This window comes from Streptococcus oralis, assembly GCF_001588645.1.
In the GTDB taxonomy this organism is placed as follows: domain Bacteria; phylum Bacillota; class Bacilli; order Lactobacillales; family Streptococcaceae; genus Streptococcus; species Streptococcus oralis_AB.
The window spans coordinates 190,817-204,090 of the sequence record NZ_LAYF01000001.1 but is presented as its reverse complement, the minus strand read 5'-3'; the positions used below and the strand labels follow the sequence as shown (position 1 = coordinate 204,090).

Below are 13,274 nucleotides of genomic sequence, written 5' to 3'. Positions count from 1 at the left end.
TATAATAAAGAAACATTGATAAGATGGTGAGGTAAAGATGACAATTCGTTTTGAGGAAAATGTGAGCCCAGAAAATGCTCAGCTCGTATGCCAATGGTCCAACTCCCTTGGCAAATCCTTTCAAGAACAATGGATGGGACCAATGATTCCTTTTCCCTTGACAATTCCAGTCTTGCAAGATTTGGAAGGAATCTTTTCAATCTTTGATGGACAAGAGTTTGTGGGACTTATCCAGAAAATCAGGCTAGAAGACAGGAATCTTCATATCGGGAGATTTTTTATCAACCCCCAGAAACAGGGGCAGGGCTTAGGTAGCCAGGCTTTAAGGAAATTTGTTAGTTTGGCATTTGAAAATGAAGACATAGATACTATTTCTCTAAATGTCTACGAGGCAAATCAAACAGCTTACAATCTTTACCAAAAAGAAGGATTTGAAATCGTTCAAATGGTTGAAAAACCTATACGAAAATACATCATGAAAAAGGGTAGATAGTAGTCACTTGAGTTAGAGTTCCAAGGATTTTCAAGGAAAAGGAAGTTATCTTTCAAAGTTAGAAACAAGATTTCTATGATTTCTTAGATAGAGGAGATAAACATGTCGAGATGTAGAAAAATACGAATCTTGCTCGCTTCTGTACTTGCCTTAGTTGTTGGTATCAATCTTTATTTTCAGTATCAAAGCCACCAAGAACGGTTCCAATTAAAAACTTCTTTTGAAGAACAGGACAATATAGTCGTCTTACAACGTTTGATGGTATCAGAAAAATATGCACCTGACATCCGTAAAGCGGGCTATGTCGTTCCTCCCGACGGTGCTATCCGCTTGGATGGAGGAATTGACTCCATAGAGATAAAAGGAGACATCGATCTGAAAATATTGAATCCTAGTAGGGATGAAGTCTCGGTTTTATTTGAAACAATGGTAAATGAGGAAAAAATAAATGTCTACTATATTTTAGATAATCAATTAACCCTAAAACGTAGTTACTATTCTTATATTAGTAATCAAAATAAAGAAAGTGTGAACATCTCTCAAGCCGAAGAAGAACGCCTGTTAAAGATTGTTCAAAAAGAGTTGAAAGCTTTTCTAGATAAGATGTATCAGACTTTGTATGGTTAATGTTACTAGTGAGAAATGGAAGCGAGGCTCTATTCAGAGTGCCAACGATGATAAGAAAGGGGGACAAAATGTTTACAGAATTGCTCTTTATTGTCTCTTTTGTCTTACTTTTACGTTTGTTTAAAAGTAGGCGCTCACGAATGATTATAGGAGTCTTGTATAGTTTGCTGCTAATCTGGTTTGTCCTTTCAGTTTTGAACTATGGCAAATACACTCTTCAACCAGGGAATCGGTCAGCTTAAGAGTAAATCCCAGAACACAAGATCTAGAATACTATTCACTCTTCATCTTGAAGAAAAATGATTCAAGCAGAATTAAATTAACTGGCTCAAGTGTTTGGAGTGAGAGAAATGGTGATGTATATTATGGAGTAGAGGAACAAAAAATTATAAAAAGCCATGGTTTGGACGAGGAGGATGAAGAACTTCCAAACACCCAACCAGATATTTATTTAGAAAAAGATGGAGTTGTTGTGAGTTACCAAGGTGAAAAAGTGTTTGATGCCACCAATAACAAGCCCTACACGATAACCATTACCAACGTAGACAACCAACCAGCCCAATTTGAAGCTCAGGTGGTGAATAAATAAGCCAGTCTAGTAGTGTGTAAGCCTTTCAATTTTCTTTCTTTAAAAAGGGAGCTATTATTTTAAACAAGCAAAAAGCCTTGATTCCAAGGTTTTTTCCTACTGACAATTCCTTTTAGCGAAAATTGGGAAACGTGTTTAGAATTCGATCTACGAAAAAAGAGGACATTTGCGGTCCTCTTTTTGACTACTATAGATGAAAAGGTCAATTAACTTTTAGTCTTATTTTTCGTCTTTGTGAAGCATGTTTTTAACACCTTCAATAGCGCCTTCGACAGCGTCTTTTGCATCTTCAGCAACTTCTTTTACTTTAGAAACAACTTTTTCAGCTGCTCCTTCTTTTTCCATTTTTTCATCGCCAATCATTTTGCCGACACCTTCTTTAATGGAACCTTTTGCTTGATTTAATTTTTCTTCTGTTGACATGATTCTGCCTCCTTTAAATTGATTGATTTTGATCAGATGAATTAGTGTACGCGAGCTTTTTCCTTTGTTTCGCCCTTAACGGCTTCAACACCTTCGCCTACTTTTTCTTGAACAGCAGCAACACCTGAACCAATACCAGATTTCACTTTTTCAAATTGTTCTGAAGCAAATTCTCCTGTTGAAGAAGCCACGTCAGTTACTCGGTCTTGGAGGCTAACTGAATCTGCTTCATGCTGTTCCTTCGTTTTGATATCAACAACATTCACATTGACTTCAACAACTTCTAGATCAGTCATTTTTGTAACTTGTGATACCACAACATCTTTGATTTCTTTGTACAAAGCAGGGACATTCTTTTGGTACTCAACAACAATGTTCAAGTCAACTGCAACTTGCTCTTTCCCAACTTCAACATTGACACCATGAGTGACATTATCCGTATTGATAATTTTTTCTGTTAGATTAGAGAAGAATCCTCCATCCACATCCAAAAGTCCAGGTACTTTTTCAAGTGAAAGACCAATGATTTTTTGGATTACTTTATCCTCATAAGTGAGTTCCCCTTTAACATCTTGAGAAACAACAGCAACATCTTTTTTTTCTACATTTTTATCTACGTTTGACATACGAGACTCCTTTATTTATTTAAATATTTTTCCTTAACATAGTATCCAGCAAATGCTCCTAAGCCTCCACAGATTAACACAAAGAGTGTTTTGAAAAAGCCAAAGGATAAGATAAAGCAAGCGAGAATGACACCTACTAAACCGGCAATAATTGGATACTGATATTTTTTAAACCATTCCATTTTTACTTCCTTACTTTACACGACTAACAGTCTTTTTGGTCGTTTTTCGAGGTTCAACTTCTTTAACTTTAACTTCAAGTTTTACCTCACGTTCAATACCAAAGAACTGCTTTAATCCATGAGTTATTTCATTCTGAATGACTAGACATCGATTTGAGATGTTGTCTGAAGGAAGAATTTTCCCTTCTACAGTAACGAAACATTTATTTTTGCGGCTATTTACATGGACCGTTGGTTCTTTGATCAACTGATGATCAATAACCAAACATCGAACAAAGCCTTCGATAGCTGAATTTTTTAGTTTTAATGTATCTTCTTGAGTTTCTAATTGAATCTCTAGATATTGCTTAGGATAAAAGAGTATCACTAACATTGAAATTAAAACTAAAACAGATAGGACAAGTGTCCCCCAAAAGACATATCTAGCAATCAGAAATTCAGCGTAGAGTTCTCTCCAACTGAATAAGTGGATTCCTAAATCACTGACCTGATGATAATCTATGAGAATAGGAAGGAAAATAGTCAAGATTAAGATACAGAAAATAAGTAACAATATTTTCTTTGATTTTGACATATTAAATCCTTTCAATTGAAAAGCTTTAAACCATAATTTTACCCGTCTACAGTATTCAAAATTATGGCTTATCACTTTTAATTTCTTATTAGGTAATGCTTATTTTTTACCAAATAGAAATGAAACGACTGCAACAACAATCACAGCACCTACGATTGACGGAATAATAGCCATTCCAGCCAATGAAGGTCCCCAGCTTCCTAGAAGTGATTGCCCTACAGACGAACCGATAAGACCTGCAAAGATATTTGCAATCAATCCCATTGAACCACCTTTTTTAGTGATTGCACCTGCGATGAGACCAATAAGACCTCCTACAATAATGGACCACAACATAGTGTATCCTCCTTTTCTATTTCTAAATCAAAGAATCAATTTCAGAAAATCAATTCCTTTGATTAAATTAATTATATAATATTTAAATATGGAAAGATAATAATTTGTCTTAAATTACGTATTATAAAAACACACCAAAGGTACAAATAAATAAGAAAAGATTGATGCTACTGGGTTTCTAAGGGATTAGACTAGTCTTTTGATGACAAGCAAAAGTCGTTGTAAGAGGATAAATGCACTCTATATGGTATAATTGCATGAAGATTGATAGGCAATCGTTTAGTTTATTATAAAGAGAGAAAAGCTATTCATGAGAGATTTATTATCGAAAAAGAGTCACAGACAATTAGAATTATTAGAATTACTATTTGAAAACAAACGCTGGTTTCATATTTCGGAACTAGCAGAATTATTGCATTGTGCAGAACGTTCTGTAAAAGATGACTTGTCCCAGGTCAGGTCTTCCTTTCCTGACTTGATATTTCATTCCTCAACAAACGGCATCCGTATCATTAATACCGATGATAGTGATATTGAGATGGTCTATCATCATTTTTTTAAGCATTCAACCCACTTTTCAATTTTAGAATTTATCTTTTTTAATGAAGGATGTGATACTGATAGTATTTGCAAAGAGTTTTATATCAGTTCTTCCTCTCTTTACCGTATCATCAGTCATATTAATAAAATTATTAAGAAGCAATATCGTTTTGAAATTAGCCTCAATCCAGTTCAAATCACTGGAAATGAAATCGATATCCGTTACTTTTTTGCCCAGTATTTTTCAGAGAAATATTATTTCCTTGAATGGCCCTTTGAAGATTTTTCTCAAGAACCCTTGTCTCAATTATTGGAATTAGTCTATAAAGCAACTTCTTTCCCGATGAATTTATCAACTCATAGAATGTTAAAATTACTTCTGGTTACAAATTTATATCGCATAAAGTTTGGTCATTTCATGGAAGTTGAGAGAGACTCTTTTAACAATCAATTGTTGGAATCGTTTATGCAGGCAGAAGGAATCAACGAGATTGTAGCGAGTTTTGATTCTGAATATCATATCTCTTTGAATAAAGAAGTGATCGGTCAACTATTTGTATCCTATTTTCAAAAAATGTTTTTCATAGATGAAGAAGTATTTCTGAACCATGCAAAAACAGACAGCTATGTAAAAAAATCGTATCAGTTATTGGGCGATCTAGTAGATCAGGTATCAAGAGAGTATAATCTCCAAGTAGACAATAGAGACAATCTGATTTGGCATCTGCATAATACGGCGCATCTGCATCGCCAGGAATTATCGACAGAGTTTATCCTATTTGATCAAAAAGGCAATACAATCAAAAACTTTCAAAATATTTTCCCTCGATTTGTTTCAGAGGTGAAGGAAGGGATTGAACACTATCTAGAGGCTTTGGATATGGATCGTAATTCAATGAAAGTCAATCATTTGTCCTATACTTTTATCACTCATAGCAAACACTTGGTGCTAAATATTTTACAAAATCAACCTAAATTAAAGGTTTTGGTCATGAGTAATTTTGATCAGTATCATGCAAAATCAGTAGCAGAGACACTTGCTTACTATTGCAGTAACAATTTTGAACTGGAAGTTTGGAGTGAATTAGAGTTATCACTTGATGCTCTAAAAGAATCACCTTACGACATCATTATTTCTAATTTTATTATTCCTCCTATTGAAAATAAGAGACTGATCTATTCCAATAATGTCAATACAGTTGCTCTCATCTCTTTGCTTAACGCAATGATGTTTATTCGATTAGACGAGTAACTAAGAATAAAAAAACGCTATCTAGCGTTTTTTCTTATAAGAAAAGAATTCCATCTATATTAGACTTAGAATATCCTAATAATCTTGTCATTTCTTAGTTCAGAACAAACAAAAAAGCCTTGGTTCCCAAAGCTTTTTTATGTTATAAACTCATTAAAAGAACCCCCAGTTAGATTTGGAATATTTTTTATTCTGTGTCACATAAAAATAAATAAAATGAATGGCTATAGCTAGAGTAAAAATGGTTGCAATACTCAACACTGTTATAGGATTAGAAGCGAAAAGCAAAGAGAGAATCAAGGCAGCCAGATAGAGTGTCGCTTGAGCACAGTAGTAACTTCTCGGATAGCGAAGATAGTTTTTGTTATAGGGCCCATTTGCTAGGACAGCAGCTTGGAAGAGGCCAATTCCGATATAAAAGAAGCTGATTGCAACGAGAAGATTAGCCTCGGGATTCAGGAGATAACCCATCGAAACTGTCATCAACATAAGCCCGATGAAAATAGGATAGTGACTATAAATTACAAATAATCCCTTTTGACTAGATCCTTCATCAATAGCATGGTCAAATTCGCCAAAATAAAACAAGAACAGGGAAAGCATGATAACGAAATTGAGAACCGAATAAATCGAGAAATTCTCGACTGTAAAGAAGCTAGCTAGCCCAACAACCATCTCTCCAAACGTAATAATCACAAGAAGGGAGACGCGCTCGATTAAATGGGGAAGATTTACCTGGAAATGCTCATCTTTAGTAATCAAGAAAATTGGCACAATAAATGTTAGCAGAATACTAGCAATAAAGATATAGACTCCAACGTAAATAGGAAAAAGAGCTGCCAGATAGACTCCTAAACTTCCTAGACCTGTTAACCATAGAAAACCTTTGATACTTTCCCGATCAGTATTATCGGTTGATTTTCTAAAAAATTCAACCAAATATTGAAAAAATAAGGTAAGGGTCAATGTACCAACAGCCCAACAGGTATAATAGAACCATTGTTGCCAATTGTATCCAATCATATTGGACATAAAGAGCATAAGTCCCATGTTGATAAACATGATTACCATGTTAAATAACGAGTTTGTTCCATAGCGATTGGTATAAATGGTTTGAATCATCCAGGAATTGATGATAACCATGACAGAGATGAAGAAATCAAGTAAAGAATCCCAAGCCACAACACCGCTATGAAGAGGGTGAATTAAAGCAGTTGCTTTTGAAATTGCAAAAACAAACACTAGGTCATAAAATAGTTCTGAAAATTCTACACGTTTATGCTTAATAAGAGTTGTCATATTAATACCTTTCTACTTTAGAAATACAATACATTATAACAGAAAATGGTAATGAAAGAAAAGGATATGCTTAAATAATTTCATGTGGCGCGAATTGTAAAAACCTTGGAGCACATTTACCTCACGTACCAGCTTACAGGCGGAGTGTTTGATGATTGATAATGAAGAATAAGATTTTACAATAGAAAAGCGAGGATATCCTCGCTTTTTTTATTTAATCTAATAGCTCCTTATTTTCAATTAAGAGCTCTAGTGGAGATTTATCTCTTGCTTCAATAAAACCAGGTTCATATTGGGTATGAAGTGTTCTTTTCTGAGAAGTTGGATCAATATACAACTCTTTTCCATCTTCTGTGTATAGTTGGTTGCCTCTTGTTAGGTAAAGTAAATCCTCTAAGTACTGTCCATCAGTATGTAGGAAATGCTCGATGTATTTGACAGCTTTTAAGATTTCACTTACTTTATCAGAGTATTCATTAGATTCAAGAACACTCTTTTCTAACTCAATCTCTTTACTCGTTCCAAAGAGTTGGGTTGGAGTTGCATTAAAATATTCCGCTATCTTATCCAAATTTGCAAAGGTAGGATAGCTTTTTTGTTTTTCGTAATCAGAGATGGACTGTTTACCGATTCCTAAATACCTCAGTCTCTTCAGTCTGTTAATTTTTTTTCGAAAATTTCTCTTTAATACTAGCTTTCAATTTATCAAATTTTTCACGACGAGCTTCTTTTTTATCCGCAATTAAGCGAGCTTTAGCTTGATGCTCTAAATCTTCTTGAATTTTGAGAGCTGACTCTATCTCTGCCGCAACAGTAGCGACATCCCATCTAGCAATGTCAACCTGATACTTTTCAAAAATAGCATTTAAAACAGATTCATCATTTTCTTGTACAAGTGCAATAATAGCTACTTCGCCATTAGTCAACTTTTTACTAACGGTTGTAATTAATGCCGAATTGATCAATTCTTTGTCTGAACCAACGGAGGCGCCAATTGCTCCACCAGTAGCAAAACCAAAGAGAACACCTAGTGGTCCACCTAAAATTCCGATTAAACTACCAATTAATCCGCCTTCGAAATAATCATCTCCTAGGGAATTCATCAAATCAAAGCTATCTTTGACGTTAACAACACCATTTTCAGCTTTTACAATTGAAGCCTGAGCTAATTTTGTATTTTCAGTTTGAACAAACTGTTTTAATTCTGAAAAGGCCTGAAAGGCTTCACTTTCAATATGAAAAATTGAGACAACAACATTTTCCATGGGCTTACACTCCTTTATTACTTTATAGAGATAGAATAAAATCTCCTATATTTAGTAGTACAAACTACTGCTACACAAGGTGAATTGTAGCATACAATAATCTTTTATGCAATATACAATATATTACAAAAAGATTAAATTTTTATTTAAAAACTTATATTCTATAAATTAGGCAATTTTAAAATTTTGATTAAAAAGAAAGATTTAGATAGAGCTGTTGGTAGACTTAGGAAATTTTAAGAACATGCATTAGTTAAATTAAATGGTTCTTTTCAATTAAGTTTTAACTTCTATCTGGTAAGTAAAAGGAAAAATAATACCCGTGGTGCTAGTTAAACTCAAAATACAAGAAAAGCCTAAAAGGACTATACTGTAAGTGACAAAACAAAACAGGAGGATAGTCCAAATGAGCCACTTACATTAGTCCTGTGAAATACAGAACTAAATCCTTCACTTAAATTACTTGTCTAACTTTTTGGGGTCAGTACAAACAGTGCTTTTTTTGTTGAAATCGCAAAGAATCTAAGCTTTCTTTTTGCAGATAACATTCGCTCTTTTATTTTCGGTATGATTGAGTCGATGCCCCGTTCTCGACCGGTTATTATTCCAACTTATCGAATGCTAGAGCACTATGCCATCACTTTTTGGAAGAATACTTAGAGCAATTCTACGTAGAATGGAATGCGAAAAAGTGATAATTAAAGAGACGAAAAAGCTGAGAATATGATTTCCCAGCTTTTTTGAATGCGATAGAAATAGCAACTAGACTATTTACGAAAGGCCTCAATAATGTAGGTGAAGCCAGTAACTAAAAATGAAAAGGCAATGACATAAACGACAAAGACACCTGTAGCCACTGGATTGAACAGAATCACTAGACCTAGTAAAAATGCAAGCAAGGCTACCCACGTGATATTGCTACCAATAATAGGGAAAATCAATCCTAGACGATTGCCTTTAAAGAAAGCAATAATGGCTTCTACAATTAACCAAATTCCTACAATGGTCGGAATGACGACCGGCAGGGTCACAAAGCCATAAGCAACGAGGTAAAGAGCTAAGAGAAGACTAACAAATCCTTGGAAAAGATAAACAGGTGAGCGAAGCTCTTTTGGTGCAGAGAAATAGCCTAAAATAGCTGCTATAGAAGAAACCAGTAAACCAAATGCAATCCACCAGCTGTAAGCAACAAGATTAGCTACTGGGTTTGTAAATAGGAAAAGTCCTAAAAGGACAAAAACAACTCCTGCAAGGAATAGCAGTAAACGATTAGAAAATTTCATTTCAATACCCCCTATATAGTATAGTTTGATAATAAGACTATTGTACTTATTTTTATAGAAAATGTCAATAAAATAAATAAACAATTTGGAAGTTTCAGTCTGACTTACAAAAAGAAAAGGAGTTTTCACTCCTTTTCACAGATTGAAGACAAAGTCCTTATAAAAGTGTCTTCTAAAGATTTTAACTTCAATCTGAAGCGAGGTTATCCTCGCTTTTTCTATTTATCAAACAATTCCTTATTTTCAATTAAGAGTTCTAGTGGAGATTTATCCCTTGCTACAATAAAACCAGGTTCATATTGGGTATGAAGTGTTCTTTTCTGAGAAGTTGGATCAATATACAACTCTTTTCCATCTTCTGTGTATAGTTGGTTGCCTCTTGTTAGGTAAAGTAAATCCTCTAAGTACTGTCCATCAGTATGTAGGAAATGCTCGATGTATTTGACAGCTTTTAAGATTTCACTTACTTTATCAGAGTATTCATTAGATTCAAGAACACTCTTTTCTAACTCAATCTCTTTACTCGTTCCAAAGAGTTGGGTTGGAGTTGCATTAAAATATTCTGCTATCTTATCCAAATTTGCAAAGGTAGGATAGCTTTTTTGTTTTTCGTAATCAGAGATGGACTGTTTACCGATTCCTAAATCTTCAGCTAGTTGAGTTTGGCTTACCCCTTTTTCTATGCGTAGTCGTGCCAAATTGGGTCCAAAATTTTGAATAATAAAGGTCATGGGAAACTCCTATTTTTATTTTTAACTTATTTTATCACCTATAAACTTACAAATCAAGTTTTTAGTTGACTAACTAAAATATTTTTTATAAAATATATTTATAACTTAAAAATAAGTTATAAACGATAAAAATAGCTCATAAGTTTAGGAACAGTGAGTGAGGAGGAAGTTGAGAACGAGACTATGACTTACGACTATTCGAAGCCTTGGAGCTAGAAATTGTGTGGACAAGGACAAGGGACGAGCCTGACGGGAAGTCAGGCGAAGTCCTGCAGACTGCCGTCCAGACAATTTCTAGCCAAGCAAAAGCTGGCTATTCTAACAGCCAGCAAAAAGGGACACTTAGGGCAACGCCCAAAGAACGACGGAACGAGCAATCGTTGATTTGACGGTGTTTCTGAAACCTAAAAAATCTAAAAGAAGGGGGGACAATTTTGTTGGTTTCTATACAAGATTTAAGAAGTATTCAAGAACGATGTGATGTAGGAGAATTAGTACAGCGGTTAGATGTCAGTATTGATAGATTAACGGTTATCTGGGATACAGACATTGGTTCCCTAAGACAAATTTTTAAAAATCTGAAACAGGCAATAAGTACAAGAGTTGATTCATTTGAAATACATGATAACGTACGAGATGATGTATTTACTTTAGCTAAAGATTTTAATGAGTATGATTCAATCAATATTATATTTTTTCAATTATCCACTTATGGAAATGAACAATTGATTCGAATTGATTTCAATCCTAATACTTTAAAAGAATTTGATGGAATGAAAGTATGGAGGCAATTAATGTACTTTGCTAGATTGAATTCATTGACAGTACGTTTGTCTCGTTTTGATTTGGCATTTGACATTTTCAATAGGCCTGAAATCGTTAATTTGCAACATATTAAAGGTGGTGTTACCCATAAGGTCTTCTATGGTAGAGGGGGTGAATTAGAGACGAAATATTGGGGTTCTAGCGGTAGTAATGTACAAGTTAGGTTATATGATAAGAATAAAGAAATCATTGCTCACAAGCGCGATGAGAAGCTAGATTTGGCTGTAAATCCGTTTTGGTGGAGACTGGAATTCCAACTTAGAACCAAAGCGATTGGTGAGGAGATGGTCCAAGATGTTATGAATCGACTTGATAATTTCGGATTTTATAAGCTAGAACATATTCGAGTGGAGCAAAGAGCATTTACAATTATCTTTCTCAACAATCCTGAACTGTTATCATTGGCTTTTCCAAATTTAAAATCAGACAGCATCAAAAAGAAAAAAACAAGAGTCCGCAAACTATTGAGAGAAGAAACGAACCAATTTGCGGAAGAATTAAAAGAAGTATTAATACAGAATCTCCCTAAATTAAATGCAGAATTACAACTACTTGTAGGCGAGTTTCTGAATTTAGAAAATAAATAAGGAGGATAACTATGGACAATAATTTAATTAGTAACAAAGAATTAATTGAAATGGGCTATCGCCCTCATACAGCAAATGATATCATTCATCAGGCAAGAGAATTACTTGTCTCACGAGGCTATACATTTTATAATCGCAAACGTTTGATGGTTGTTCCAAAAAGTGTTGTAAATGAGATTCTAGGAACTGAGGTGGCGTAATATGGCAAGTGTTCGTTATCGAAAGCGAGGAGATAGTAATTTATGGACCTATGAAATTCGTAGCGAAGGGAAAACTGTTGTTCATAATAGCGGTTTTAAAACAAAAAAACTTGCAGAGTCAGAAGCTGAACCGATTCTGCAAGAACTTCGTTTAGGAAAAAGAATTTCTAGAGATATTTCTCTTGTAGATCTGTATCAAGAATGGCTTGAACTAAAAATTCTACCGAGTAGTAGGTCGGAAGAGACAAAGAAAAAATATCTTCTCCGTAAAAACACAATTGAAAGATTATTTGGAAATAAAAAAGTCACTCAAATTCGTGCGAGTGAATACCAAAGAATTATGAATAAGTATGGACAAACAGTTGGTAGAAATTTTCTTGGTAGATTGAATACTGGGATTCATCAGAGCATCCAAATGGCAATTGCAGACAAAGTTCTAATAGATGATTTTACACAACATGTCGAGTTATTTTCATCCAAAGAACAACAGATGACAGAAGAGAAATATTTACATACAGAAAAGGACTATCTGGATTTACTTTTAGCAGTAAAGAGAAAATTTGATTACCAACGTTCAATTGTTCCTTATATTGTCTATTTTCTATTAAAAACAGGCATGAGGTTTGGAGAGTTAATAGCGTTAACTTGGAATGAAGTTGACTTTGACAGAGGACTGCTAAAAACATATAGGAGGTTTAATACCCTTTCTCATAAATTTGTCCCTCCAAAAAATAAAACGTCTATTCGGATGGTACCGATAGACGAAGAATGTATTAAGATATTACAAGTCCTAAAAATTGAACAGGAGAAGGCTAATAAAGAGCTAGGAATCAAGAATAGGTATAAAATGATTTTTCAGCATTATGGATATATTCACTTGGTACCAGATATTGCAAGTGTCAATAAAGCTTTGAGTGTTCTTTTAAATGAATTAGATATTTATCCAATTATCACGACAAAAGGAGCACGTCATACCTATGGAAGCTACCTCTGGCACAAAGGATTTGACCTTGGAGTTATTGCAAAAATTCTAGGGCATAGAGATATTTCAATGTTAGTAGAAGTATATGGACACACTTTAGAAGAGAAAATTTTTGAAGAATTTAATCAAATTAGAGATGTTTGGAAAGATTGCTCATAAAAAAATGTGGGGCAAATGATGGGGCAAATCAGTTATAGACAAGCAAAAAAGCCTTATAAATCAAGGCTTTTTCCTGTTGATTTAGATGCCCCCTGCAGGGCTCGAACCTGCGACCCATAGATTAAGAGTCTACTGCTCTACCAACTGAGCTAAGGAGGCAAAGAAAAAGCTGTATTGGTGCCGAAACTTCACGGTTTGTATTGAACCCGCGCAATTAAGCAGGTGGGCAACTCGCTCTAACTGAAGCTGTTTCCGTGTGAGACGGCCTACATGCTGTTAGAAGACTTTTGTTTCCCTAATA

The 13,274-nt window shown here is 34.5% G+C and carries 17 protein-coding genes, 1 tRNA gene and 1 pseudogene; 8 read left to right on the top strand and 11 right to left on the bottom strand.

The window, feature by feature from the left end:
- The first annotated feature begins 37 nt into the window (after positions 1 to 37).
- From A0739_RS00925 to A0739_RS00915, 3 genes and pseudogenes are all read left to right on the top strand, one after another.
- The gene (locus tag A0739_RS00925) at positions 38 to 493 is read left to right on the top strand and encodes a GNAT family N-acetyltransferase (RefSeq protein WP_061586750.1); all 456 of its coding nucleotides are present in this window, start codon (positions 38 to 40) and stop codon (positions 491 to 493) included.
- A gap of 102 nt (positions 494 to 595) precedes the next feature.
- The gene (locus tag A0739_RS00920) at positions 596 to 1,120 is read left to right on the top strand and encodes a hypothetical protein (protein WP_061586749.1); all 525 of its coding nucleotides are present in this window, start codon (positions 596 to 598) and stop codon (positions 1,118 to 1,120) included.
- 68 nt (positions 1,121 to 1,188) lie between these two features.
- Positions 1,189 to 1,709, top strand: a pseudogene (locus tag A0739_RS00915) (hypothetical protein).
- Between the two features lie 219 nt (positions 1,710 to 1,928).
- Here the strand turns inward: A0739_RS00915 and A0739_RS00910 are convergent.
- The 5 genes from A0739_RS00910 to A0739_RS00890 all read right to left on the bottom strand — a co-directional run bounded on the left by A0739_RS00910 (position 1,929) and on the right by A0739_RS00890 (position 3,850).
- Positions 1,929 to 2,132: a CsbD family protein gene (locus A0739_RS00910; protein WP_000102420.1), complete on the bottom strand. Its 204-nt coding sequence runs from the start codon at positions 2,130 to 2,132 to the stop codon at positions 1,929 to 1,931.
- Between the two features lie 41 nt (positions 2,133 to 2,173).
- On the bottom strand, positions 2,174 to 2,758 hold the full coding sequence (locus tag A0739_RS00905; protein ID WP_045616757.1) for an Asp23/Gls24 family envelope stress response protein: 585 nt from the start codon (positions 2,756 to 2,758) through the stop codon (positions 2,174 to 2,176).
- 11 nt (positions 2,759 to 2,769) lie between these two features.
- The gene (locus A0739_RS00900) at positions 2,770 to 2,940 is read right to left on the bottom strand and encodes a DUF2273 domain-containing protein (protein WP_045616759.1); all 171 of its coding nucleotides are present in this window, start codon (positions 2,938 to 2,940) and stop codon (positions 2,770 to 2,772) included.
- Between the two features lie 10 nt (positions 2,941 to 2,950).
- A complete protein-coding gene (amaP, locus tag A0739_RS00895) occupies positions 2,951 to 3,514 on the bottom strand; it encodes an alkaline shock response membrane anchor protein AmaP (RefSeq protein ID WP_061586748.1) in 564 nt (187 codons plus the stop codon).
- A 99-nt stretch (positions 3,515 to 3,613) separates the two neighbouring features.
- Positions 3,614 to 3,850, bottom strand: a complete 237-nt coding sequence (locus A0739_RS00890) for a GlsB/YeaQ/YmgE family stress response membrane protein (protein WP_000964741.1) — start codon at positions 3,848 to 3,850, stop codon at positions 3,614 to 3,616.
- A gap of 310 nt (positions 3,851 to 4,160) precedes the next feature.
- Here A0739_RS00890 and A0739_RS00885 point away from each other — a divergent pair, with 310 nt between their 5' ends.
- Complete coding sequence (locus tag A0739_RS00885) at positions 4,161 to 5,642, top strand: M protein trans-acting positive regulator PRD domain-containing protein (RefSeq protein ID WP_061586747.1); 1,482 nt, start codon at positions 4,161 to 4,163, stop codon at positions 5,640 to 5,642.
- 153 nt (positions 5,643 to 5,795) lie between these two features.
- Here A0739_RS00885 and A0739_RS00880 read toward each other — a convergent pair whose 3' ends face one another.
- The 5 genes from A0739_RS00880 to A0739_RS00860 all read right to left on the bottom strand — a co-directional run bounded on the left by A0739_RS00880 (position 5,796) and on the right by A0739_RS00860 (position 10,220).
- Positions 5,796 to 6,941, bottom strand: a complete 1,146-nt coding sequence (locus A0739_RS00880) for a low temperature requirement protein A (protein ID WP_000209242.1) — start codon at positions 6,939 to 6,941, stop codon at positions 5,796 to 5,798.
- A 214-nt stretch (positions 6,942 to 7,155) separates the two neighbouring features.
- Positions 7,156 to 7,605: a helix-turn-helix domain-containing protein gene (locus A0739_RS00875; RefSeq protein WP_061586746.1), complete on the bottom strand. Its 450-nt coding sequence runs from the start codon at positions 7,603 to 7,605 to the stop codon at positions 7,156 to 7,158.
- Entirely contained in the window at positions 7,601 to 8,206 is a 606-nt protein-coding gene (locus tag A0739_RS00870) for a DUF1269 domain-containing protein (protein WP_000432802.1), read from the bottom strand. Before A0739_RS00870 ends, A0739_RS00875 begins: the two co-directional genes overlap by 5 nt.
- A gap of 767 nt (positions 8,207 to 8,973) precedes the next feature.
- Positions 8,974 to 9,489, bottom strand: a complete 516-nt coding sequence (locus A0739_RS00865) for a DUF308 domain-containing protein (RefSeq protein WP_061586782.1) — start codon at positions 9,487 to 9,489, stop codon at positions 8,974 to 8,976.
- A 218-nt stretch (positions 9,490 to 9,707) separates the two neighbouring features.
- A complete protein-coding gene (locus tag A0739_RS00860; protein WP_002896716.1) occupies positions 9,708 to 10,220 on the bottom strand; it encodes a helix-turn-helix domain-containing protein in 513 nt (170 codons plus the stop codon).
- A gap of 206 nt (positions 10,221 to 10,426) precedes the next feature.
- Between A0739_RS00860 and A0739_RS10765 the strand changes: the two genes are divergently transcribed.
- The 4 genes from A0739_RS10765 to A0739_RS00840 are packed head-to-tail and all read left to right on the top strand — an operon-like array spanning position 10,427 to position 12,973.
- Complete coding sequence (locus tag A0739_RS10765; RefSeq protein ID WP_002916824.1) at positions 10,427 to 10,609, top strand: hypothetical protein; 183 nt, start codon at positions 10,427 to 10,429, stop codon at positions 10,607 to 10,609.
- A 45-nt stretch (positions 10,610 to 10,654) separates the two neighbouring features.
- Positions 10,655 to 11,632 (top strand): hypothetical protein, encoded by a 978-nt coding sequence (locus A0739_RS00850; RefSeq protein ID WP_002896713.1) that lies wholly within the window; start codon positions 10,655 to 10,657, stop codon positions 11,630 to 11,632.
- A gap of 11 nt (positions 11,633 to 11,643) precedes the next feature.
- Positions 11,644 to 11,832, top strand: coding sequence for a DUF3173 domain-containing protein (locus A0739_RS00845; protein ID WP_000369785.1), 189 nt, complete (start codon positions 11,644 to 11,646; stop codon positions 11,830 to 11,832).
- Between the two features lies 1 nt (position 11,833).
- Positions 11,834 to 12,973, top strand: a complete 1,140-nt coding sequence (locus A0739_RS00840) for a site-specific integrase (protein ID WP_002911106.1) — start codon at positions 11,834 to 11,836, stop codon at positions 12,971 to 12,973.
- Between the two features lie 86 nt (positions 12,974 to 13,059).
- On the opposite strand, the gene A0739_RS00835 is transcribed toward A0739_RS00840, so the two are convergent.
- A tRNA-Lys gene (locus tag A0739_RS00835) sits at positions 13,060 to 13,132 on the bottom strand.
- Between the last annotated feature and the right edge of the window lie 142 nt (positions 13,133 to 13,274).

Coding starts and splice junctions, on each gene's coding strand:
- A0739_RS00925 (WP_061586750.1), top strand. CDS start 38: ATGACAATTCGTTTTGAGGAAAATGTGAGCCCAGAAAATGCTCAGCTC.
- A0739_RS00920 (WP_061586749.1), top strand. CDS start 596: ATGTCGAGATGTAGAAAAATACGAATCTTGCTCGCTTCTGTACTTGCC.
- A0739_RS00910 (WP_000102420.1), bottom strand. CDS start 2,132: ATGTCAACAGAAGAAAAATTAAATCAAGCAAAAGGTTCCATTAAAGAA.
- A0739_RS00905 (WP_045616757.1), bottom strand. CDS start 2,758: ATGTCAAACGTAGATAAAAATGTAGAAAAAAAAGATGTTGCTGTTGTT.
- A0739_RS00900 (WP_045616759.1), bottom strand. CDS start 2,940: ATGGAATGGTTTAAAAAATATCAGTATCCAATTATTGCCGGTTTAGTA.
- amaP (WP_061586748.1), bottom strand. CDS start 3,514: ATGTCAAAATCAAAGAAAATATTGTTACTTATTTTCTGTATCTTAATC.
- A0739_RS00890 (WP_000964741.1), bottom strand. CDS start 3,850: ATGTTGTGGTCCATTATTGTAGGAGGTCTTATTGGTCTCATCGCAGGT.
- A0739_RS00885 (WP_061586747.1), top strand. CDS start 4,161: ATGAGAGATTTATTATCGAAAAAGAGTCACAGACAATTAGAATTATTA.
- A0739_RS00880 (WP_000209242.1), bottom strand. CDS start 6,941: ATGACAACTCTTATTAAGCATAAACGTGTAGAATTTTCAGAACTATTT.
- A0739_RS00870 (WP_000432802.1), bottom strand. CDS start 8,206: ATGGAAAATGTTGTTGTCTCAATTTTTCATATTGAAAGTGAAGCCTTT.
- A0739_RS00865 (WP_061586782.1), bottom strand. CDS start 9,489: ATGAAATTTTCTAATCGTTTACTGCTATTCCTTGCAGGAGTTGTTTTT.
- A0739_RS00860 (WP_002896716.1), bottom strand. CDS start 10,220: ATGACCTTTATTATTCAAAATTTTGGACCCAATTTGGCACGACTACGC.
- A0739_RS00845 (WP_000369785.1), top strand. CDS start 11,644: ATGGACAATAATTTAATTAGTAACAAAGAATTAATTGAAATGGGCTAT.
- A0739_RS00840 (WP_002911106.1), top strand. CDS start 11,834: ATGGCAAGTGTTCGTTATCGAAAGCGAGGAGATAGTAATTTATGGACC.